The 22,053-nt window shown below is 41.7% G+C and carries 14 protein-coding genes; 6 read left to right on the top strand and 8 right to left on the bottom strand.

Going from position 1 to position 22,053, the window contains the following annotated elements; translation table 11 throughout:
* Positions 1 to 6: 6 nt before the first annotated feature.
* The gene (locus tag ACQZ43_RS00370; protein WP_430613830.1) at positions 7 to 2,640 is read right to left on the bottom strand and encodes a valine--tRNA ligase; all 2,634 of its coding nucleotides are present in this window, start codon (positions 2,638 to 2,640) and stop codon (positions 7 to 9) included.
* Between the two features lie 244 nt (positions 2,641 to 2,884).
* Between ACQZ43_RS00370 and ACQZ43_RS00375 the strand changes: the two genes are divergently transcribed.
* Positions 2,885 to 3,274, top strand: a complete 390-nt coding sequence (locus ACQZ43_RS00375) for a DUF1573 domain-containing protein (protein WP_430613833.1) — start codon at positions 2,885 to 2,887, stop codon at positions 3,272 to 3,274.
* 92 nt (positions 3,275 to 3,366) lie between these two features.
* Here the strand turns inward: ACQZ43_RS00375 and ACQZ43_RS00380 are convergent, their stop codons facing one another.
* From ACQZ43_RS00380 to ACQZ43_RS00390, 3 genes are read right to left on the bottom strand one after another with little or no spacing between them, the layout of a single operon-like run.
* Entirely contained in the window at positions 3,367 to 4,104 is a 738-nt protein-coding gene (locus ACQZ43_RS00380) for a tyrosine-protein phosphatase (protein WP_430613835.1), read from the bottom strand.
* A 51-nt stretch (positions 4,105 to 4,155) separates the two neighbouring features.
* On the bottom strand, positions 4,156 to 5,292 hold the full coding sequence (locus ACQZ43_RS00385) for a DUF4105 domain-containing protein (protein ID WP_430613836.1): 1,137 nt from the start codon (positions 5,290 to 5,292) through the stop codon (positions 4,156 to 4,158).
* A 3-nt stretch (positions 5,293 to 5,295) separates the two neighbouring features.
* Complete coding sequence (locus ACQZ43_RS00390) at positions 5,296 to 6,369, bottom strand: PorV/PorQ family protein (RefSeq protein ID WP_430613838.1); 1,074 nt, start codon at positions 6,367 to 6,369, stop codon at positions 5,296 to 5,298.
* 151 nt (positions 6,370 to 6,520) lie between these two features.
* Here ACQZ43_RS00390 and ACQZ43_RS00395 point away from each other — a divergent pair, with 151 nt between their 5' ends.
* The gene (locus tag ACQZ43_RS00395; RefSeq protein WP_430615554.1) at positions 6,521 to 7,261 is read left to right on the top strand and encodes a CDP-alcohol phosphatidyltransferase family protein; all 741 of its coding nucleotides are present in this window, start codon (positions 6,521 to 6,523) and stop codon (positions 7,259 to 7,261) included.
* A gap of 293 nt (positions 7,262 to 7,554) precedes the next feature.
* Here the strand turns inward: ACQZ43_RS00395 and cdd are convergent, their stop codons facing one another.
* The 3 genes from cdd to porU form a co-directional block, all read right to left on the bottom strand.
* Entirely contained in the window at positions 7,555 to 8,037 is a 483-nt protein-coding gene (gene cdd / locus ACQZ43_RS00400) for a cytidine deaminase (protein ID WP_430613839.1), read from the bottom strand.
* A 73-nt stretch (positions 8,038 to 8,110) separates the two neighbouring features.
* The gene (gene porV / locus ACQZ43_RS00405; RefSeq protein WP_430613840.1) at positions 8,111 to 9,334 is read right to left on the bottom strand and encodes a type IX secretion system outer membrane channel protein PorV; all 1,224 of its coding nucleotides are present in this window, start codon (positions 9,332 to 9,334) and stop codon (positions 8,111 to 8,113) included.
* A gap of 36 nt (positions 9,335 to 9,370) precedes the next feature.
* A complete protein-coding gene (porU, locus tag ACQZ43_RS00410) occupies positions 9,371 to 13,216 on the bottom strand; it encodes a type IX secretion system sortase PorU (protein WP_430613841.1) in 3,846 nt (1,281 codons plus the stop codon).
* Between the two features lie 209 nt (positions 13,217 to 13,425).
* Here porU and gldJ point away from each other — a divergent pair, with 209 nt between their 5' ends.
* Both gldJ and ACQZ43_RS00420 read left to right on the top strand, forming a co-directional pair.
* Entirely contained in the window at positions 13,426 to 15,030 is a 1,605-nt protein-coding gene (gene gldJ, locus ACQZ43_RS00415) for a gliding motility lipoprotein GldJ (RefSeq protein ID WP_430613842.1), read from the top strand.
* A 62-nt stretch (positions 15,031 to 15,092) separates the two neighbouring features.
* Positions 15,093 to 16,382: a UDP-N-acetylmuramoyl-tripeptide--D-alanyl-D-alanine ligase gene (locus ACQZ43_RS00420; RefSeq protein WP_430613844.1), complete on the top strand. Its 1,290-nt coding sequence runs from the start codon at positions 15,093 to 15,095 to the stop codon at positions 16,380 to 16,382.
* 85 nt (positions 16,383 to 16,467) lie between these two features.
* On the opposite strand, the gene ACQZ43_RS00425 is transcribed toward ACQZ43_RS00420, so the two are convergent.
* The gene (locus ACQZ43_RS00425) at positions 16,468 to 18,837 is read right to left on the bottom strand and encodes an outer membrane beta-barrel protein (RefSeq protein WP_430613845.1); all 2,370 of its coding nucleotides are present in this window, start codon (positions 18,835 to 18,837) and stop codon (positions 16,468 to 16,470) included.
* An 87-nt stretch (positions 18,838 to 18,924) separates the two neighbouring features.
* On the opposite strand from ACQZ43_RS00425, the gene ACQZ43_RS00430 reads away from it, so the two are divergent.
* Positions 18,925 to 20,289 carry a sensor histidine kinase gene (locus tag ACQZ43_RS00430; protein ID WP_430613846.1) on the top strand — a complete coding sequence of 455 codons (1,365 nt, stop codon included), beginning with the start codon at positions 18,925 to 18,927 and terminating at the stop codon, positions 20,287 to 20,289.
* The gene (locus ACQZ43_RS00435) at positions 20,279 to 20,986 is read left to right on the top strand and encodes a response regulator transcription factor (RefSeq protein ID WP_430613847.1); all 708 of its coding nucleotides are present in this window, start codon (positions 20,279 to 20,281) and stop codon (positions 20,984 to 20,986) included. The genes ACQZ43_RS00430 and ACQZ43_RS00435 overlap by 11 nt, the downstream gene beginning before the upstream one ends.
* Positions 20,987 to 22,053: the final 1,067 nt, after the last annotated feature.

A 22,053-nucleotide genomic window follows, 5' to 3' on the forward strand; every position in this document is an offset into this window, starting at 1 on the left:
TGCTCTTTATTTTAATCCCTGTAAGCTGTGTTCGATAGCCACGATCTTAGAAAGGGCATCGGCCTCCTTTTTGCGCTCGATATCGATTACTTTTTCCGGGGCTCCACTGACAAATTTTTCATTGGACAATTTGCCCTGAACCGATTTCAAAAACCCTTTTAAGTACTTTAATTCCTCTTCCAGTTTTTCTATTTCTTCCGCGACATTTACCGCGCCGGAAACCGGAATAAAATACTCGTTGGACTGCACTCGGTAAGATAAAGCACCGCTAACCTGTTCGCTGACATAAGTGATGTTCTCGATGTTGCCCAACTTCTTCACCACCACGTCAAAAGCCGTTGCTGCTTGTTCGTTGTTGATTACTTTTAGGTCGATTACCTCTTTAAACGAGATGTTTTTATCCTTTCTTATCGTTCGGATTCCCGCAATTACCCCCTGTGCGAAATCAAAGTCCTTGATGATTTGCGCGTCGACTGTCGTACGCTCGGGCCAAGTAGAAACGATTAACGCTTCTTCCGGAGTACGCGGGCAGATAAGCTGCCAGATTTCCTCGGACATAAAAGGCATAAAAGGGTGTAACAACTTTAAATTGCACTCGAGCAACGCTATGGCTTTTGCATAGGTAACGGCGTCAATCGGTTGTTGGTATCCCGGTTTAATCATCTCTAAGAACCAAGAACAGAAATCGTCCCAGACCAATTTGTAGGTGGTCATCAAGGCATCCGAAATTCTATATTTTTCAAAGTGGTCTTCGATTTCGACCAAAACCTGTTGCAATTTAGATTCATACCATGCCACAGCCACCTTAGAAGCCTCTGGTTGCACGATCGCGTCAGAAACCTCCCAGCCCTTGATCAACTTAAACGCATTCCACACTTTGTTCGTAAAGCCCTTTCCTTGGTTGCACATTTCCTCGTCAAAAAGGATATCGCTACCCGCAGAAGCACTTAACAACAAACCGACGCGAACACCGTCTGCGCTAAACTTTTCAATCAGTCCTAGCGGATCGGGAGAATTCCCCAAAGACTTGGACATCTTACGGCGTTGTGCATCGCGCACAATTCCGGTAAAATACACATTGGAAAAGGGTTTTTCTCCGGTATATTCATATCCAGCCATAATCATACGCGCGACCCAAAAGAAAATAATATCGGGACCGGTAACCAAATCGTTGGTTGGGTAATAGTATTTGAACTCCTCATTTTCCGGGTCGGTAATACCGTTAAAAACGGACATCGGCCACAGCCAAGACGAAAACCAAGTGTCTAGTGCATCGGCATCTTGCACTAAGTCTGCGCTTGTTAAATCGGGGTTATTCGCTTGTTTTTGTGCCAAAACTACGGCTTCTTCCAAACTCGTTGCTACGACAAAATCCTCCTTGCCCGGCCCGTAATAATAGGCTGGGATTTGGTGTCCCCACCACAGCTGACGAGAAATATTCCAATCGCGAATATTTTCCAACCAATTTTTATAGGTGGTGTTGTAACGACTTGGATACAATTTGATTTCTTCGGTTTCCAACACCGCTTTTAAAGCGGGCTTAACCAGTTCGTCCATCTTTAGAAACCACTGGTCTGACAATCTCGGTTCAATAACCGCTTTGGTTCTTTCAGAGGTACCTACGTTATTCAGGTGGTTTTCCACTTTTTCCAAAGCTCCTATAGCCGTCAACTCCACTTCAATCTCCTCGCGTACGACAAAACGGTCTTTACCTACATAATGTAAGCCGTGTTGATTGAGCGTTGCATCTGCATTTAGAATATCGATGATCTCCAAATTGTGGCGTTCTCCGAGCGCTTTGTCATTGATATCGTGTGCTGGTGTCACCTTTAAACAACCCGTACCAAATTCCATATCGACATAATCGTCAAAAATGATGGGTATCTCTCTATTGCAAATCGGTACTATAGCATTTTTTCCTCTTAAATGTGCATAACGCTCATCATCGGGATGTACGCAAATAGCAGTATCGCCCAAAATGGTTTCCGGACGGGTTGTAGCGACGATTAAAAACTCCGCTGTTCCGGCTATTTGATATTTAATGTGGTACAGTTTTCCCTGTCTCTCTTCGTAAATCACCTCTTCATCAGACAAGGTTGTCTGAGCTTCCGGATCCCAATTGACCATACGGTAGCCGCGGTAGATCATACCCTTTTGATATAAGTCAACAAAGGATTTAATTACGGCCGCAGATAAATCGGCATCCATAGTAAATTTGGTGCGATCCCAATCGCATGAAGCACCGAGTGTTTTCAATTGACCTAGAATCGTACCGCCATATTTTTCGGTCCAATCCCAGGCGTGTTTTAAAAATTCGTCTCGGGTTAAATCGTTTTTATCGATGCCTTCCGATTTTAATTTTGCAACAACTTTGGCTTCTGTAGCAATAGAGGCGTGATCGGTACCCGGTACCCAACAGGCGTTGAAGCCCATTAGTCGAGCGCGGCGAATCAAAACATCTTGAATCGTGACGTTTAACATGTGTCCCATGTGCAATACTCCCGTGACGTTTGGCGGAGGAATGACTATGGTGTACGGCGTTCTGTGATCGGGTTTAGAATGGAAATACTTGTTTTCCATCCAATAGGAATACCATTTTTCTTCTACTTGCTTAGCATCAAATTGCGCAGGGATTGTCATCTATATAGTTGTTATTTTAATAATTTATCACTTCTAAATATATTCTTATTCATCCAAAAAAACCGTAAATAATTTAAAAAAATATTTTTCAAACTAGATTGGTATGTTTTTTGTAATTTAGTTTACAAAAATAATGATAAGTCTCCAAATATAAAAAGAAACTTTAGCCCGTAGTTTATCAAATAAAATTTGTGAGTTAGTCAAAAATTTTTAATTTTACGAATCAATAAAAAAAACCATAACAATGAAAAAATTTCTAGGATTGATTGCCTTATTTTTGGTAAGTGCTATTTCATTCGCTCAAGCAGGACCGAAAATTGAATTTACAGCAGAAAACAACACGATTGATTACGGTACTGTAGTCCGTGGTAAAGACAGTGGACTAAGAACGTTTGAATTCAAAAACACTGGTGATGCTCCCCTAATTGTTACTAATGTTCAATCTACATGTGGTTGTACGGTTCCATCAAAACCAGAAGCGCCTATTATGCCAGGAAAAACGGGTAAAATAGATGTAAAGTACAATATGTCTGTAGGAAGAATCAGTAGAACTCTTACTGTAGAAACCAATGCTACAAACTTTACAGATGGTAAAGTTGCTATCCGCATCAAAGGAGAAGTAGTAGAGCAATAAATAATTAAACTGATATAGAAGTTCAAGCTGCCTTAGTATTAAGGCAGCTTTTTTTGTGTTTTAAAGTCCCGTTTGCTTTCCCGTGTTTTTACTTAAAAATCAAAAAGGGCATTTTTAGCCAAGGCTTCCACCAAGGGTTTGGTGTCTTTAATCTTTACTTTGGCATCAAAACCTCTAATGTGGTTGATGTGATGAATATCCGAGCCAACAAAGTCTATCTGGCCTGACTGCAGCAAATGAGCTGCAACATCCGCCACCTTACTCCCGTAATAGCCCGTAACGGAGAGCAGATTCAATTGAAATAAACAACCGGCTCTCTTCAACTTTTTGTACATCTCCAAATTGTTGTGATAAAAATTATAACGTTCGGGATGGGCTAAGACTATTTTATAACCGGCCGAAATCAATTCGAACAAGATGTCGAACAATTGCATCGGAGGATTGATATAAGACATTTCGACCAATACATAGTCGCCCTGCAAGGTCAGCAATCGCTCTTCTGTTATTCTCTTAGAGAAACTATCGTCCATCAAATATTCCGAAGCTACGCGCAATTGCAGGGTCTCAGTCAATTCGGGCAAACCCGCTTTGACCTCTTGGAATTTATCTAGTATACCCGCTTTGGTATTGTCCCAAATATAAGGTGTGGTATGTGGAGTAGTAATCGCCTTGCCAAAACCCAATGCCTTAATCGACTCCATCAAAAACTGGCTGTCGTCAAGGGTTTTAGCGCCATCGTCTATACCAAAGAGCAGGTGGGAATGTATGTCTACAAATCCCGTCGGTATCAAGTCTTTTAAAACCGCCTTTGGCTTAAAAAATGAAATCATATATCAAGGTATTAAATACTTTAATCGCTGAGATATCAAATATCAATCCATTTATAATTTACCGCCGCTTTTTTGTTGTTTTAGCTGCAGTAGTAAAGTCCAAGAGCCCAATAAAACCAAGGGTAGTGTGATGATTAACTTCTCAGAGAAGGCATTGATAAGCACATAGAGCAATAGAGACAAAGCGCAGAGTACAAAAATAATCAGGGGAAATCTACCCCACCTCTTTTGGTAGGCTAAGGCCGGTATCAGCAAAAATAGCGGATTACACAGCAATGGCGTATCGTTCAAATAGAGCTCGATATGAGAAGAATACAGACTGACGAACCCCAATAGACAACCCAATAACCCCATGCCGATAAAATATCCCACTCGCATCCACGAATAGCGCATTAAAGCGCCAAGCAGCAGTACGATTCCGCAAAAAAAAGCGTAGGAGTTCCACCACGCCTTGCTAGCGGTTTCTTGTCTTTCATAAACCGCCGCGGTTTTGTCTACCAAGGGCATGCCGTTTTTGGCTGTGGCATTAAGTCCTTGCATCAATTTATCGGGAAGAAAGAGCGTGGTCGGTTTGTCGTCTAATTGGGAACTAAACAACAGGTTGATACCCAGTTTTTCAAAGAAATGCCCCTTTAAGGGTTCGTTTAAAACACTTCTATAGGTAGCGTCGTCGGGATAAATGGCTACTGCGATTGGTTCTTTCAAAACCTTATTGAGTAAATCCACAACCTTAGTGGTACAATTCTGACGAATAAACTTATAGGTATAAAATTTTTGATCGGGTTCCAACGACTGATTCAGCAATTGCCAAAGCGCTTGCTTCTGCTCGTCGCTCAGTAGAATATGTTGTTCGTAGACCGGTCGGTCTTCATAGGCATAACCCAAAACAAACTCGCGATAATCTTCGTACCCACCAAAATACAACAGCTCCCCTTTGATGAATTTACTGTAAAAATTGGGTGTCCGAAAGTCAAACAGTCCATAGTTATAAACCCGGTCGATGCGCGATAAGGGATCGTAAACCCGCAGGGCTGTATGACCGAAAAGGGTGTATAGTTCCGAGCCTGTACCCACGGTTAAAACGGTGACTTCGGCTCGGTCTGTTAGCGGCGGATAAGAAACCGTGGTTTCCTGCGCCCACACCAACATCGAAAAGAAACACAACAACAAACTACTTAAAATTCTCATCTATTAACGACTAAATATATCTAAATTGAGTTTTAAGGAAAACACGTTCGAATACAAGGCTACACTTTGATCGCCGATATCGGTTAATGCATAATCAATTTGAATGCCCTTATACTGAAAGCCCACACCGATATTGGGTTGAAAGCCCACTTTATCCGAACCGTCCAATTGGGTGGTGTTTTGGAAATTTCCTAATCCCCCGCGTACAAAAACCATGTCGGTATAGGCAAATTCCAAGCCCACTGTCGGAGAAGCACTAAATCCTTTGGTCGAGACTAATGCCTGGGTTTCTGCAAACTCCAAATTGACACCCATTGCTGTAAGCACAGAAAAATCCTCGTCAAAATTAAACTTTCGAGCAACGCCCAATTGTAGTTTTGGCAGGGTTATCTCGGTGGTTTCTGGCAATTCGGAGTTTTGTCCCGGTATGGCATTGCTGATTTTTTCAAATTCTTTTTTATTGATGGACCACATATTGTAGGTCGTGGTAATATCTCGAGCCATGGCCGCCCATTTCCATCCCGAGGCCGTGTGGTATTGCACTCCTAAGTCAAAGCCAAAGCCCCAAGAGTTGGCAAACTTTCCAATGACTCTGCGAATGATTTTAGCATTGACTCCCATCGAGAGCCCTTCTACGGGCAAGGCACGGGCATAAGAAGCGGTAAAGGCATAATCTGCCGTGGAAAACAAGCTGATTTTATTGTAATCGATATTTCCATTTTGATCGATTAACTCGGTAGTATTCATGATGTCATCCACACCAAAACGTATTAATGAAAGTCCTACCGCACTTTTGTCGTCCAAAGGCATGGCAAAAGCCACATAGTCATATTGCGCGATATTGGCAAAATAACTCGCGTGCATCAGACTGAGCTGCTTGGTATCCAAATGAATTAATCCAGCGGGATTCCAATAAGTCGCATTGACGTTGTCCGTACTTGCCACAACGCTATTGGCCATTCCCATAGCCGCAGCATCGACACCTATATTCATAAACTCATTAGAATATTTTCTAACCTTTTGAGCTTGAATTGTTCCTGTGCATATCAGCAGGCTTAAAAGAAGTATGTTTTTCACAAGAATTTCATTTTTATACAAAGATGTAATAAAAATCTCAAATACTAAACTCCATTTTAAGTTTACTTATTCACAAGTTTTATAATACATTTGCATAAACCAATAATAATCGTTGTCAAACCCTTTATTTTTGAAACCTAGCGCTATGAGTATAAAAAAACACATTCCCAATGCCATTACCCTATTAAACCTGACTTCTGGACTAATCGCAGCCATTTATGCCTTTGACGATAATCTACAGATGGCCTTTTTCTGGGTTTGTTTGGGGATTTTCTTCGATTTCTGGGACGGATTCACTGCAAGGCTATTACACGTTAAAAGTGAACTGGGCGTGCAATTGGATTCCCTGGCCGACATGGTTACCAGTGGTGTAGTTCCGGGTATCATTATGTATAGACTCTTGGCAAGCATACAGGAAAACCAAGAGATCTACAACCTTTCGCCGGAAACCTATTATATGGGCGTGATTCCGTATCTCGGATTTATCATTACCTTGGGCTCTTGTTACCGATTGGCTAAATTCAATATAGATACCAGACAAACCGATTCTTTTATCGGATTACCAACCCCTGCCAATACCTTGTTTATCTTGAGCTTGCCGATGATTACCGCCACGACCAATATCGAATGGATCATTACCTTGCTGAGCAATCCGTATGTCTTGGTACTGATCAGTTTGTTTAGCGCTTTTATCATGAATGCCGAAATTCCGTTGTTTTCTTTAAAAGTAAAATACGGCAATTGGGCTTCCAATAAAATTCAATACCTGTTTTTAATCTCTTCAGCTGTGATGTTGTTGTGGTTGCACTACTTGGCTATTCCGATTATCATCATGTTGTATATAGTCTTGTCGGTCATTATGAACACGATGTCTCGAGCCAAAAAACAATAAAACGGGGTCATCACTATCAATTTTATAAAATAAAAAAATGCTTATAACACTATTTTAAATAGCCGTTATAAGCATTTTTTTTGTCCTATCAGCTTCACAGCCACAAATTCGTTGCAGTTCTCGTTGTTCCGACTTTATCATATCAATATAAGGAGGCTCCAAAAAGTACACCTCCTTATAATAACTGTTACACCTATGATATAGCAGAGTGTCAAAGTGCCGTTCAAAAGCAAATCCAATCCGCATCTCAAAAAAACAAGGCTTTATCTATATACCCTAGGTATATCCGTTATCTATAGCGAATCTTCATCAAAGTGAAAGGGCAGCATATTGATTAGGGAAGGCGATTCCACCACCGGTCCTGCCGCTCCCATAAACAGCATTCTAATGGGTTGTTGTTGTTTGTTTTCGTACTCCAATATCGCTTGTCTGCAAGCACCACAAGGCGGAATAGGCGTTGTGGTTTGCTTTAAGTCTGAGCAGGCAGATATGGCAATTGCCACAATAACTGCTTGGGGACGGGTGGCACCAGCGTAAAATATAGCGGTACGCTCGGCACATAAGCCCGAAGGATAGGCTGCATTTTCTTGATTAGCCCCCTCAATCACACTGCCGTCATCCAACAACAAGGCAGCCCCGACGCGAAACTTGGAATAGGGTGCATAAGCCTGCTTTCTTATCGCTATTGCCGCTTGCATCAATTGTTGATCCGCTAGGCTTAGAGCTTCTATACTTTCATATTCAAAAAAAGTGGTAGTCAATTTTATTTCCTTCATCTACGGGATATTTTTAGACAAAAAATCCAAACTAGAATTAGTTTGGATCTTTTTTATTTTTTAAAGTGGTGATTTAATTTTTGCTGTAGCTTCCTCCAAAATTAAAGGCCAAAGAAAAGCGCAAGGTGTTTTCTAAAGGATTATTGACTTTCGATGTGGAAAACAAATAAGATACGTCTACCGTAATGGTATTATACTTAAATCCGGCACCTAAAGTGGCATATTTTCTAGCCCCTTTCAGTTCGTTTTCATTGAAATAACCCACGCGAAAGGCGAAGGCATCGTCATACCAATATTCCGCCCCTAAAGCCCAAGTAAACTCTTTCATCTCTTCTGACATACCACCTGGTGCATCGCCGAAAGATTTAAAAATTCCCGACGCCCAACCGATGTCGTTATACTCGTTTCTCGATTTGGTTATCGCTGCATTTTGTTCTGATGGCGACAATACACCGTCTCCATCTAAGTCGCGAAAATCTGGAATTTGCGGTGTGGGCACCAATAGTTTATTGAGTTCTCCATAAACGGTTACCGTATTATGAGCATCTAATATAAAATCAAAACCCCCTCCTAATTTTAAGTTCGACGGTAAAAAACTCGCGTTTTGAGCACTGTCGTCGTATTTGATTTTTGGACCTAGGTTTTGAAGGTTAAAACCCGCTCTCCAACGACCTTCAAAGCTGTTGAAAGCGATTTGTTCCGATTCGTAAAAACCGGCGATATCCACGGCAAAAGTAGTCGCCGCAGAAGCGTCTCCACCGCCCATATCTTCAGGCACTTTTAAATTTGAACTGATAAATCGTCCCGCCACAGCCATCGAGAACTTCTCGGTCAATTTTAGGGAGTAAGACCCGTCAATCGCAAATTCGTTCGGGCTTCTGGTTATCGGTGCATCGTTATAGTTTTGTCTTAATTCTATATCACCCAATCCGAAATAGCGCATACTTACAGCAAACGCACTTCGTTCGTTAAATTTATTAAAATAGTTCAATTGTCCTAAAGACACATCGCTAGCGATGCTCGTCATATAAGGAGTATAACTGATTGCGAAGCCCTGTTGTTGAGTGGCAAAGGCATATTTTGCGGGGTTATGCTGTTGGGAATAAATATCTGTAGTGGTGGCTACTCCCATATCTCCCATCCCTGCCGAACGGGCGTCCGCGGCAATTTGTAAGAAGGGTACTCCTGTTGTAATTGCCCGGGAATCCTGATAATTAGCGGGAACGGGTAATGAATTTTGTGCTACTGCAAATTGTGAGCTAATTGCAACCATAGCAACTATCGTCGTTTTTTTCATTTATGACTTTTTATATTGAACAAATATACTATTTTCTCAAAGGATTACAAGCTTTTCTATTTTTTCAGACTTATGATTGGTCACGGTCGATTTTACCGTTAAGCGGTAAATATACACGCCTTTACCTATACGATCTCCAAAATCGTCTAAACCATCCCATTTGATATCTCTAGATAGATTACCATTCGTAGTAATCAACTGATTGATCGTTTTAACTATTCTACCCGTCACGGTCATGATTTGCACCTGTACTTCTAAGTTTTCAAAAGGACGATTGTGGGTAAACCAAAATTCGGTATAATTTACAAAAGGATTGGGATAATTCAACACTTTTTCCAAACTAACTCCTTCTTCTTTGGAAACCAAGAACTGTATCTCTGCAGTCGCCAAATTATTATACACATCCCAGGCTTTAAAACTCAAGGTATGCAGTCCGTTTGACAAATCCTTAAACGGATAGCGCACTTTACCCTTTCTAAAATTATCGGGTTCGGTTTCGTAATAATCGTTCATAACGATTGGATTGGCCTCATCGCCATCTAAAATACCCGTCAAATCGTGACCGATACCACTAGAGGTATTGATCCCGTTTTCATCTTCCAAAAATACCAAAAATACGGGCGATTCCGATGTAACTCCTCCAGATATAAACGATTCATCATTCATAAAAAGTTTAATCGTCGGCGCTATTTTATCTTCTGGGGCGTTTAGGTTGATCCCTCCCACGTTAATTTTATTCTCGCTACCGGTAAAATCCAATCCGGTATCCTGAGTGGCATAAAAGCTCACCTTCCCCGGTCCGATTGCTATTTTAATATCCTTAGGCAATACAAAATCGAAATTAAACATCCCTTGCTTGACCGTGGCATTTCCCCTAAAAATGGTTTCGCCCAAGGTTTTAAAATCCATGATTGCCAAAACGCCGTTATTCATGACTTGATCATTACCCAGTGTTTTGCGATCGATTTCCTTATCAAAAATCTGAACCGCCAAGCCACCGTTGAATTGATTTAAAAACTGGTCGTTTTCATCTCTGAGTTCTCCGCCTAATTTCACATAGCCCAAGGCTTCTAAATTTCCGGTAAATTCCGAAAAAGCCTGATCATTGATTTTGGTCAACACCACCTTTGGTCGCGCTATCGCCAATTTCAAAGCGGGATCTCCAATGTAGAAAACCACATTTTTATCGCGTTGAGAAGAGTTGTTTTTGGTATTCATCAACGCCTCGGCTATAGTTGAATACTGATTCGAATCCGGGAATAGATACTCACTTAGGGAAGCGTTGATTTGCCGTCCCGATTCTATTCCGATCTCCCGAGTAGTGGCGATTAAAGCTATAGCACCTCCCCTTCTATTTTTATACATACTCTCCCCTCCGGTCAAACGGTATGGATTATCAAAACGTGTAAATTCACAAGTAATTGTTACGAAGAGCGGATATTTTTTATAATTGTTTAATTTCTGAGCATCGTCGATTCCAAAAATGCGCTCTTGAGCCAGTCCTTCCTCCCCTCCATGACCAAAATAATTGATAAACAACGCCCCATTTTCAATAGACTCTATAAAGTCCTTCTTGGCTTGAGGGTATCGTTTTCCGGCCGCTGCGGATTCTTGCAAATAGGAATCCATGTGGATTTTCTTGACATTGAAAAACGGTTTTCGCAGCGAAACCTTGTCAATCATCTCGTCGAGTCCCTTTTGCAATATAAAATCGCCCAGTACATCCACATCATCGGACAGGGCAACCAAAACGTTTCGCCATCTTCCGTGCGATTCCTTATCGCTGTAATCCACAACTTTGTCGACCATTGCATTGGCCTCGTCTAAACTCTTGGCCAACATTCTACCCACGGCCAAATCCAAGCCGTAATCCGCATCTAACATCAGCCCCTCGCCATCGTCCATCAATACGTAAAAGTCATCCGACATAAACGTCGTATAGGCCGAAAAGTTACTTCCATCGCCGGAAGAAGTGTTGCGAAAGCCCAGGTTCATCCCATAAAAAACGGGAACGATATTTCTGTTGTTGGGAATCCGATCTTTATAATCAAAAGATGCATCGCCAAACATATTGACGTACTTCAATCTTGCCGCAGGGCTAGATGCGTTTTTATATACGTATTTGACGAAATTTCGAATCGCCGCTACGTCTTGTTTCCCCGAGGAGAATTCTTTGTAAATTTGATCTACAGTAACCACTTTAACCTTGAGTCCATTGGTACTTCTGTGAAAACTCGCCAAGCGCTCGGCAGCGGCTTTCAACACATTGTCTGTGATGATTAAATAATCCACATCGCCCTCGTTAAAGACAGCGCCTTTTAAATTCTGATTGGCCACCTTGGAATTGGCCAAGAGTATCGGCTCATAAAAATCACTGTTGCTTACCGTGGTATACTTGCGAACACTTCCACCGGGAGCTTTAAAACTCAAGGAGCCCTGTCCGTTATTGATTAAGGTCTGTACATTGTTAATATCCGTCACGTCCCAAATCTGATCCACCATACCCGTGTTATTCATCATATAGGTCACGTTGCCGCTTTCCATAGCCAATGATTTATTGCTAAACAAAAACTGCTTGTTCGACCCCGTCAGATTTGCCGTGTATTCCAAAGCGATAAAATCGAGGTAGCCCTCTGAAGAAGGTACACCTCCATTGTTATAAGTTACGGTAACCGTTGCGGAAGCGTTGTTGATTTGCACGCTTTTAGACAAGTAATTTTCATATCCTGCTACGGTTTGTCCGCTAATACGGTTAAAAGTTACGGATCCCAAATTTTGATTGTTGAGGGTATAGGCAAAACTCGTGCCTCCAAAAGAAGCAGAAGCCGCATTAATATTAACTTTAACCGGTTGAGACGCATCGATATTAAACAGGTCAAAGGTGAAATTTTGCTGCTGTTGCACACCGAAATTCTCTCCAAACCACTTTCTGCCCAAACGTCCTATATTGGTCAAATCCCTTTCGTGAAAAACATAACCGTCATACGAGGTATAGGTGCTGTTGCTCCCTCCCGAGGGTTGGTATAGTCCGGAGATTCGCTTACCGGCTTCCGCACCATAAGTCAGGAAATAGTAAGCTTTGTTGTCATAAAGGTTTAAATGCGTTAAGTTTTCTTCGCTCCACTGATCCATTCCCTCGCCGTAAAACAAGATAAAATCCGAATCGTTAAACACGCCATCGCCTTCACCGATTACCTGAATGGCATTTTCCGTAAGGTCGTTGGGATAGGGCACCTCATTTAATAGGGGCAACATGCGTCCACCGTTGCCATAGAGGCGAATCGTTCTCGGATCAATACCCTCCGGCACGCCTAAACGGCTTAAAAAAGACTTGGAAATTTTATATACACCGGATTTTTCGATGTAAAACTGAAACCAATTTCCCGACTGCAAAACCGAATTGGAACGAAAGGCATCGGCCGTATTTCGCTGAGCCATCGCAAAACCCCCTTCTCTATAGGAGTACTGAATAGACTTTACCCGTTTAGCGCCTTGTCCTTCTCTTATAATAGGAGCGAAGGAAAACGACAACTTGACGGCATCACGAGCAAATACATTGTGTATTTGAGCGTTGATTTGGGTCGGCAAGTCGGCTAAGGGCAAATCTTTTAAGTCCGATACACTAATTGACTCATAAACCACGTTAGTAATAACAAGAGAAGCTGGATTAACGGCAGCCGAAATATTAACACTTTCCCGATATAATAAAGTATTAGAAACGGGATTAAAGTTATAATTTTGTGAATCGAAAAAGGGAATAACCTTTTGCTCTAAGCCATAGGCATAGGCCTTGGGTTCTTGCCAAGAAAGCTGTATATTACGGCTTTGAGCAGCGAGGCCCATCGAAAATAAAAAGACAAAAAAATAAAATATGTTTTTCATAATACAGTAAACGTTAATATTTCCATAATAGTACATACCCTCGAGAAAAATAATTTAGAGGGCAATATTCAGCAAAATTACGCGTTATAGAAGGATAAATTTGTGAACACCGAACAAATTTTAAGTTTTTTTTAAATATTTACGAAATAAATATTGCTAATTAATCGTTAATTATTATATTGCGAGCAAATTAATTACCCATTTTAAACATGAAGATTAATAGACTTATGACATTGCAAGTGATTGCCGGAATTATCGCATCACTTGGTATTACTAGCTGTAGCAACACAAGTACCCAAGGAGTATCAACTGCAACTGGCTGGAAAATAAATGATAAAAAGGGAGGTTTTCAATACAACACCAACTACGGAGACCAACAGGCTCCATTGGGGATGGTGACTATTGAAGGAGGAACTTTTACCATGGGAAGAGTCCAAGACGATGTAATGTACGACTGGAATAACAACCCTACTCAACAATATGTTCAGTCTTTCTATATGGATGAGACTGAGGTAACCAATGTAATGTATAATGAATACTTATATTGGCTTAAGACTGTATTTCCTCCTAGTGATGAAAACTACAGACATATATATGAAGGTGCACTTCCAGATACCATGGTATGGAGAAACCGACTTGGATTTAGCGAGAGCTTGACCACTTCTTATTTGCGTCATCCTGCCTATGCCAATTATCCTGTAGTAGGAGTTAGTTGGGTACAAGCAAACGATTTCGCCAAATGGAGAACGGATCGTGTTAACGAAGCCACACTAGAAAGAGCGGGTTACCTTAAAAAGAATGCTAAAATCACCGAAGCTTACGGAGAAAACCACTTCAGTACTGAGACTTATTTAGCTTCACCAGATGCCTTATACGGAGGAAACAGAGATGTGGTATTCCAAGGTGTTCGCAACAAAGCGAAAGACGGTAAGAAAAACATATACGCTACACAGGAGTTTGGTTTGTTTACAGCGGAATTCAGACTTCCAACAGAAGCGGAATGGGAATATGCTGCTGTAGGTCTAATTGGCAACAGAGAGTACAATTCTTATAAAGGAAGAAAAAAATATCCGTGGGATGGTGCACATACTAGAACGGGGAAAAGAAATAAATTAGGTGATCAAATGGCCAACTTCAAACAAGGTCGTGGTGATTACGGTGGTATTTCTGGATGGTCTACAGACGGTGCAGATATTACTAACCAAGTAAAATCTTACCCTCCAAATGATTTTGGATTGTATGATATGGCCGGAAACGTTGCAGAATGGGTTGCCGATGTTTACAGACCATCGATTACTACAGATGATAATGATTTCAACTACTTCAGAGGAAATGTATATTACAAGAACAAAATTGGTGCTGACGGAAAAGTTGAAATTGTAACTCCGGAAACCATTGTATACGATACTTTACCAAATGGAAAAGTAAAAGTACGCAACTTGCCTGGACAAGTAGCTCAGGTATTGGTAGACGATTCGGATACCTTCTTGAGACAAAACTTTAATGCAAGCGACAACAGAGACTATAAAGATGGTGCTGGTAGAGGTACTAAAGGGTACAACGCACCAGAGCACACTTTGTTAGCAGATGAAAACGGCGAACTAATCAGAAAATACGATACCAATAACCGTACGACTTTAGTAAACGACCAATCACGTGTTTACAAAGGAGGTTCATGGAAAGATAGAGCCTATTGGTTAGATCCTGCAACGAGAAGATTCTATGCAGAAGATCAAGCGACAGACTATATCGGATTCCGTTGTGCGATGACTAAAGTTGGAGCAAAACCATCCAAGAAAAGATCAAAAAATTAAAACGTCTATACTCTTTAAAAAAAAGCCCTAATTCTTAGGGCTTTTTTTTATACTTTTGAATCATGACAATAGAAGAGCTTTACCAATGTTTTTTACAGTGTGATGGCGTATCGATTGATACTAGAAACATCACGCCCAATTCCCTTTTCTTCGCTTTAAAAGGGGATAATTTCGACGCGAATACCCTAGCGCAACAAGCGCTTGACAATGGGGCTAGTTTTGTGGTGATGGACAATAAAAAATTGCAGTCCAATCCCGATAAAATGTTTTGGTATGCCGATGCGCTTATGGCGTTGCAAGAATTGGCCAAATACCACCGCCAACAACTGGGGCTTCCCATTATTGCCCTAACCGGCAGCAATGGCAAAACAACCACTAAGGAACTCATCCTAACGGTGCTCTCACAAAAATATCAGGTGCGCGGTACTCAAGGCAATTTAAACAATCATATAGGTGTTCCCTTAACCCTACTGTCTTTTGATGAAGATACCGATATCGGTGTCGTTGAAATGGGAGCCAATCACTTGGGTGAAATTTCCCATTTGTGCGAACTAACCGATCCTGATTTTGGTTATATCACCAATTTCGGAAAGGCCCATTTAGAGGGCTTCGGCAGTTTTGAAGGTGTTGTAAAGGCAAAAGGAGAACTCTACGACTATTTGGAAAACAACTACAAATTGGCTTTTGCCAATACAGATGACGCCTTGCAAGACGCCAAGACCATGACTTTTGCGCGATACACCTTCGGTACCGACGAACAAAGCGATTTGATCATCCAAAAATACGATGCTCAGCCCATGGCTAGTATTACCGTAGACAACAACGTTTTTCAATCCCAATTAACCGGTATTTATAACGCAACAAATATAGCGGCTGCCGTGGCCATAGGAAACTATTTTAAGGTTCCCTTAGAGGCTTGTCGTACGGCTATCAGCCAATACCTACCCACCAACAACCGCTCGCAATGGATCGAAAAAAATGAGCGTAAAATACTCTTGGATGCCTACAACGCAAATCCAAGCAGCATGGAAGCGGCTCTAGACAACTTTTTACAATTGGAAACCCAGCATGCCAAAACCCTTTTTCTAGGAGATATGTTTGAATTGGGAACAGAAAGCAGCGCAGAGCATTTAGCGGTAATCAATCGATTAAAAAACACCGAAAAGCTCACCACCTTTTATATTGGAAAACACTTTTTCGAACACAAAACCACCGCCCAAAACACTTTTTTCTTTGAAGATTACGATACTTTTGCTCAGGCATTTAAGGCGAATCCACCATTAGAAAAAGGACTTGTTTTAATCAAAGGCTCGCGCGGAATGGCACTCGAGCGCATACTCGAATTGTTGTAAATACAACTGTTCTTTTAAAGGCAAAAATCCCGCTATATCATCTATAGCGGGATTTTTATTACCCATAGCACAGCAACCCCTTCACTTAAATACGGCCCTGCTCTTCCGTACCCTCCACTTTTCTCTTGTTCTTAATCGTCTGGTTTCCGAAATTATACCGAATCGAAAAAGTTACCTTTTGAGTGTCTTGATAATCTAAGAAATAATTATTTTGGTTGCTGTAATTCGTACTGACTTTGGATTTCTCCGTTTTAAAAATATCGTTAAACAGCAAACTCGCCTCTATTTTTTTATCGAAAAACTTCTTGTTCATCACCAAATAAGTACTGGATTCTTTACTGATGGTAAAGGTTCCTTGGATGGCAGGACTGTTGTAGTAATAGCCGATTTCCAGATTCCAATCGGTCGCCTTATCCAGGCGAAATTCCGCACTGGTTCGGCCATAAAAAATCCAGCGGCTGTTTTGGTATAACTGCTGATCCATCCCAAAAAAATAGTTTTCATTATACTGTATCGAGGTATACGCATTCCAGGTTAAGAACGAAAACAATTCCCAATTCTTACCCAAATCCAAACCGCCCATTTTTCCCTCTTTGATATTGGTGAACTTATAGATTAAGTGATTGGTTTGCGGATCTTGAAAGGAGATCTCCATAGCAGGCAAATTTTCCTTTCGATAATACACATCCACATTCCAATTGTTCCAAGTGTAAGTCAGGTTAATATTATGGATAATCATGGCCTTTAATTGCACATCTCCTTGGAAATAGGAAAACAAATTGTAATAGGATTTGGCGGGATTCAACCACGAATAGGTCGGGCGACTGATCCGCTTGCCATAAGAAAAACCAAACTGATGATGGTTTTCGGTTTCGTACTGGGCGTAGAACGTAGGAAACCACTCCAGATAATGCTGCTTATTTTGCTCTTTAGGCACGGACACCTCGCCATTAAAATCGGTATACTCCAAGCGCAATCCTCCCTTAAAACTCCACTTCTTCCAAGTATAGGCTGCGGTGGTATAAGCGGCAAAATTATGCTCGTTATAGGTAAACAAATTGCTCTTATCGGCTCGAAAATTCCAAGACCCCAGTTCGTCGTCGTAGAAATCCAAATTGCTAGAAGTGGTCACCGCACTGTATTTAACACCGCTGTCCCAATTCCATAGCGACCGCTTGACACTGTAGTCCAACTGCGTTGAAAACAAGCGAACACTACTGGAATTATCGCTTTCGAAGGTGGTTTCTGCCGCTGCTTGATCTTTAAAGTTTAACTGAGTGTTGACCCTTTGAAAATTGTCTTTGTGATTGTTCGTCCAGTAACTCGTCCAGATAAGGCGGTTACCCCGTCCCCACTTGCGGTCGACTTGTCCAAAGAAATTGTGGTAATCCGTAGCGCTGTGGTGGTCGTTTTGCGTGGTATAACGCGACTCTACTTCGCCTTGGGCATTGTAAATCAAGGTGGGCACCTTATACACGCCCTCGCTCAACGGGCTGATATACCCATTGGCACCAAAAGTGAAATTGGTCAAACTGTCCAAATCGTATTCCAAATTGAAGGTATAACTGTGCTGAGCTCGATTCTTATCCTTGCGTACCATATCGCTTTCCCAGGTCGTTTGCTGCTCCACAAAATGCACCACGTCAAAACCTTCCCGTAGATAGGTTCCCATACCCCGGTAATACGAGCCCATTGCCGAAAATTTACCCCTGCGGTAATACTGAGTAAGTCCGAATAATTCCTTGTCGTATGTGCTTTGCTCGTATTTTCCATACAACACGCCGCGATAACCGTCCATGGTATTCTTGGTCATTACAATATTCAAAACGGCACTGCCCGAAGCCTCGTAATTGGCCGGCGGATTCGTAATGACCTCTATAGACTTCACGTCCTTACCCGGAGTGTTTTCCAATAAATTCTTCAATTCCTCACCGGACAACATCACTTTCTTGTCGTTTATGGTCACTACAATAGAGGGACTGCCTTTGATTTTTAATTGACCACCCTGACTGGTCACGCCCGGGGTTTTTCCCAAAATTTCCCAGCCACTTAAACTGGTCAAAGCACTGTTTTCAACATTAAACTCCAACCGATCGACCTTTCGCTTTACAAGAGGGGCTTTGTGCTCGATCACTAACTCATCCAATTCACCCCCCTCCTGAAGTAAAACGACAACCAATGATTTGCTGTAATCCACTGCGGTTAGCACTTGTTTATGTGTGCGGTATCCCACGTAAGACACCTCCAAAAAAACAGCGTCCTGCACCTGCTGCTCCCACTTAAAATGACCCTCAAAATCCGCTGCTTCCACCTGAGTGCGCTGTTGGCTATCTCCAATTACTACAGTCGCAAAAGAAAGCGCTTCCCCCTTTTCATTGACCACCTTTCCCTCCAAAACCCCCTGCTGCCCAAAGACCCAGATTGGAAAAAGCCCTATTAGTATCCACTTGCTCATGTTTTAAATTTTTATCAAATGTCCTCTTTTTTAGAATTGCTCCCGGTTAATGATGGGTTAATGAAGGGTTAACGCGAATAGCCGCAGATGAAATTGATTATATTTGTTGTGATGAAAAACAAAAACCTCCTTTATATCGGAGCTTCTACACTGCTCTTTTTGCTGTTACTCGGTATTCATGCCTACTACTTCTACAATTCCTATAAGCTCAAGGAAAAGTATATCCTCAATACGGTTTGCGGACAATTATCGGACCTGGACGACCGCGTTCCCTACTTTGAGGAAACGCCTCAAAGCGAAGATGAAATACTGGCTTTATTTGCTAAATTTGAAAAGAAACAAATTGACTTCGACGAAGTAACCCAATATTTTCGCGCTAAAAACGCACAAATCAGTCCCCATATAACCGCCTATATCGATAGTTTATTCCAGAAAGAAGGCTATCGTGTGGCTATTAAAAAAGAGATTAATTACCTCATTACACTCCCGTCCAAAGACACTTTAATCAAAACGCCCCTAGTGCTGTATGAAACCCCTACGCCTATTGGCAAAGCGCGAACGCTTACCCTGGGCAAATCAACTACAAGCAGCTCCAATTCTGACTCGGACGACGCGAATGACGCCAGTTTCCAAGGCCAGAAAAAGCCAGAATTCTCTTTTGTCATCAACAGAACGACCAGCTATGACATTGCCAACCTTCCGTATATCGTATTAAGCGCGTTAACACCATTGATGCTGTCTTCCATACTCATACTCCTGTCGGTATTGGTACTGTATTACCTCACGTACAAAAACCTGGTTAAACACCGCGAAGAGTCCCTCATCCTACACGATATTGTAGACAACATCGCACACGAATTTAAAACCCCGATAGCCACGCTCAAAATCGCGACAAAGACGCTGTCTAAAGGCGGTTCCCTCGACGTACTTCCCTTGATAGAGCGGCAACTCAATCGGCTTGAAAACCTACTGCAACCCATACATTTCGATTGCGAAACAACGGAGCACTCAGCCCCACTTAGGCCGCAGGATTTGACTCAGCTGCTCGCCGATTTTTCTTTTAGTCAGCCCGAGGTTCAATTTGTACAACAAATTCAATTTACACAGCCCGCTCCTTTAAACAAAGTAGAAGCACAAACGATTATTAGTAATTTAGTAGGAAACAGTATCAAATACGGCGCTAAACACATAGAGATGCACGTACAGACCCAGGCCAGCCATCTTGAAATCACAGTGACCGACGACGGCATAGGCATGGAATCCAAAGAAGTAAAACACATCTTAAACAAGTTTTACCGCATACAAAAAAACAACATACAAAACACCAAGGGATTGGGCTTGGGACTCTACCTAATCCACACTATTGTTTTAAAGCACGGCGGCACCATTGCGATTAAAAGTCAGTTACAAAAGGGTACCACCGTTAAAATCACCATTCCCTATGAAAATTAAACTCCTATTAATAGAAGATGATGAAGATTTCGGACAAATTTTAAAACACTATTTGAGTTTGTCCGACTTTGAGGTAACTTGGTATATGAACCCTATGGAAGTGCTCGCAGTGCTTCCTCAGCATTTTGAATACGATCTGGTTATTTTGGACGTGATGATGCCCCACCTTGACGGTTTTAGCTTGGCACAAAAAATCAAAGAGGTGTACCCCGAATTGCCGCTGATCTTTTTAACGGCCAAAAATCAAAAAATCGATCGCTTAATGGGACTAAAAATAGGCGCCGATGACTATCAGACCAAACCCTGTGATCCCGAAGAATTGATTTTAAGAATACACAACATACTCAAGCGGTATCGATACACCTTGCTACCCAAAACGGAATCTCAAATAATTGACATTGGGAGTTACAGCTTTGATTACTCCAACCTCTCCCTAATCCATCCCAAGAAACGCCAACGATTGACGCAGCGAGAAGCCGATTTGCTTCAACTGCTATTGCAGCACAACCGAAACCTGCTCAAACGAGAAGTTATCCTCAAAGCCATTTGGCATTCCGACGACTATTTTTCCGGTAGAAGTCTCGATGTGTTCGTCAGTCGCTTGCGCAAGTACTTTGAATACGACCAAAATATTCGTCTGCTTTCGGTTCGAGGAATCGGATATGAGATTTACTTTCCAGAAAAACCATTGGATTAATAGCACTTCTTTTTTTGTAGAACTGCACTTTGCAGAAAAGAACTCCTTTGCGTAAGATTAAGCTGATTCGCTGATTTGCCTTGGCGCTTATTCGTTGATTTGCCTTAGCGCTTATTCGTTGATTTGCGGATGCGCGGATACGCCTTGGTTTGCAGAAAGTATTTAATTACTTCATTTTTTATGCAGAGACTGAGTTCGATTATGCAAATATCGAATAAGGAAAAGCTGATGCGCTTATTTGCGGATGCGCGGATGCGCCATATTTTGTACAAAGGATTTAAGGATTGCAATTTTTATTCGGAAATTGAACCCAAGGAAATGCTTATTCGTTGATTTGCGGATGCGCGGATGCGCCATATTTTGTACAAAGGATTTAAGGATTGCAATTTTTATTCGGAATTGAACCCAAGGAAAAGCTGATTCGCTGATTTGTGGATGCGCGGATGCGCCATATTTTGTACAAAGGATTTAAGGATTGCAATTTTATTCGGAATTGAACCCAAGGAGAAGCAGATTCGTTTATTTGCGGATGCGCCATATTTTGTACAAAGAATCTAAGGATTGCAATTTTTATTCGGAAAACGAACTCCAAGAAAAAGCTGATTCGCTGATTTGTGGATGCGCGGATGCGCCATATTTTGTACAAAGGATTTAAGGATTGCAATTTTTATTCGGAATTGACCTCCTTTGCATGACCATCGCTCGCGCCAGCATCTTGCTGGTGCGCACAATTAAAAGCTTATTCGCTGATTTGCCGATGCACGGATGCGCCTTAGTTTGTACAAAGCAGTTAAGAACCACATTTTTAATCCCGAAAGGAACTCCTTTGCACGACTAGCGCTCTCGCCAGCATCTTGCTGGTGCGCACAATTAAAAGCTTATTCGCTGATTTGCCGATGCGCGGATGCGCCTTGGTTTGTAGAAAATATATAAGGACTACGTTTTTAATGCGGAAAAGAACTCCTTTGCATGACTAGTGCTCGCGCCAGCATCTTGCTGGTGCGCACAATTAAAAGCCGATGCGCTGATTTGCCGATGCGCGGATACGCCTTGGTTTGCAGAAAGTA

Source organism: Flavobacterium sp. JP2137, from assembly GCF_050562195.1.
Lineage (GTDB): Bacteria > Bacteroidota > Bacteroidia > Flavobacteriales > Flavobacteriaceae > Flavobacterium.

Bases quoted from the DNA above. Each gene is read 5' to 3' on its own strand.
- gldJ (WP_430613842.1), top strand. From the start codon at position 13,426: ATGAAGATTAATAGACTTATGACATTGCAAGTGATTGCCGGAATTATC.
- cdd (WP_430613839.1), bottom strand. From the start codon at position 8,037: ATGAAGGAAATAAAATTGACTACCACTTTTTTTGAATATGAAAGTATA.
- porU (WP_430613841.1), bottom strand. From the start codon at position 13,216: ATGAAAAACATATTTTATTTTTTTGTCTTTTTATTTTCGATGGGCCTC.
- ACQZ43_RS00370 (WP_430613830.1), bottom strand. From the start codon at position 2,640: ATGACAATCCCTGCGCAATTTGATGCTAAGCAAGTAGAAGAAAAATGG.
- porV (WP_430613840.1), bottom strand. From the start codon at position 9,334: ATGAAAAAAACGACGATAGTTGCTATGGTTGCAATTAGCTCACAATTT.
- ACQZ43_RS00425 (WP_430613845.1), bottom strand. From the start codon at position 18,837: ATGAGCAAGTGGATACTAATAGGGCTTTTTCCAATCTGGGTCTTTGGG.
- ACQZ43_RS00435 (WP_430613847.1), top strand. From the start codon at position 20,279: ATGAAAATTAAACTCCTATTAATAGAAGATGATGAAGATTTCGGACAA.
- ACQZ43_RS00430 (WP_430613846.1), top strand. From the start codon at position 18,925: ATGAAATTGATTATATTTGTTGTGATGAAAAACAAAAACCTCCTTTAT.
- ACQZ43_RS00375 (WP_430613833.1), top strand. From the start codon at position 2,885: ATGAAAAAATTTCTAGGATTGATTGCCTTATTTTTGGTAAGTGCTATT.
- ACQZ43_RS00385 (WP_430613836.1), bottom strand. From the start codon at position 5,292: ATGAGAATTTTAAGTAGTTTGTTGTTGTGTTTCTTTTCGATGTTGGTG.
- ACQZ43_RS00380 (WP_430613835.1), bottom strand. From the start codon at position 4,104: ATGATTTCATTTTTTAAGCCAAAGGCGGTTTTAAAAGACTTGATACCG.
- ACQZ43_RS00420 (WP_430613844.1), top strand. From the start codon at position 15,093: ATGACAATAGAAGAGCTTTACCAATGTTTTTTACAGTGTGATGGCGTA.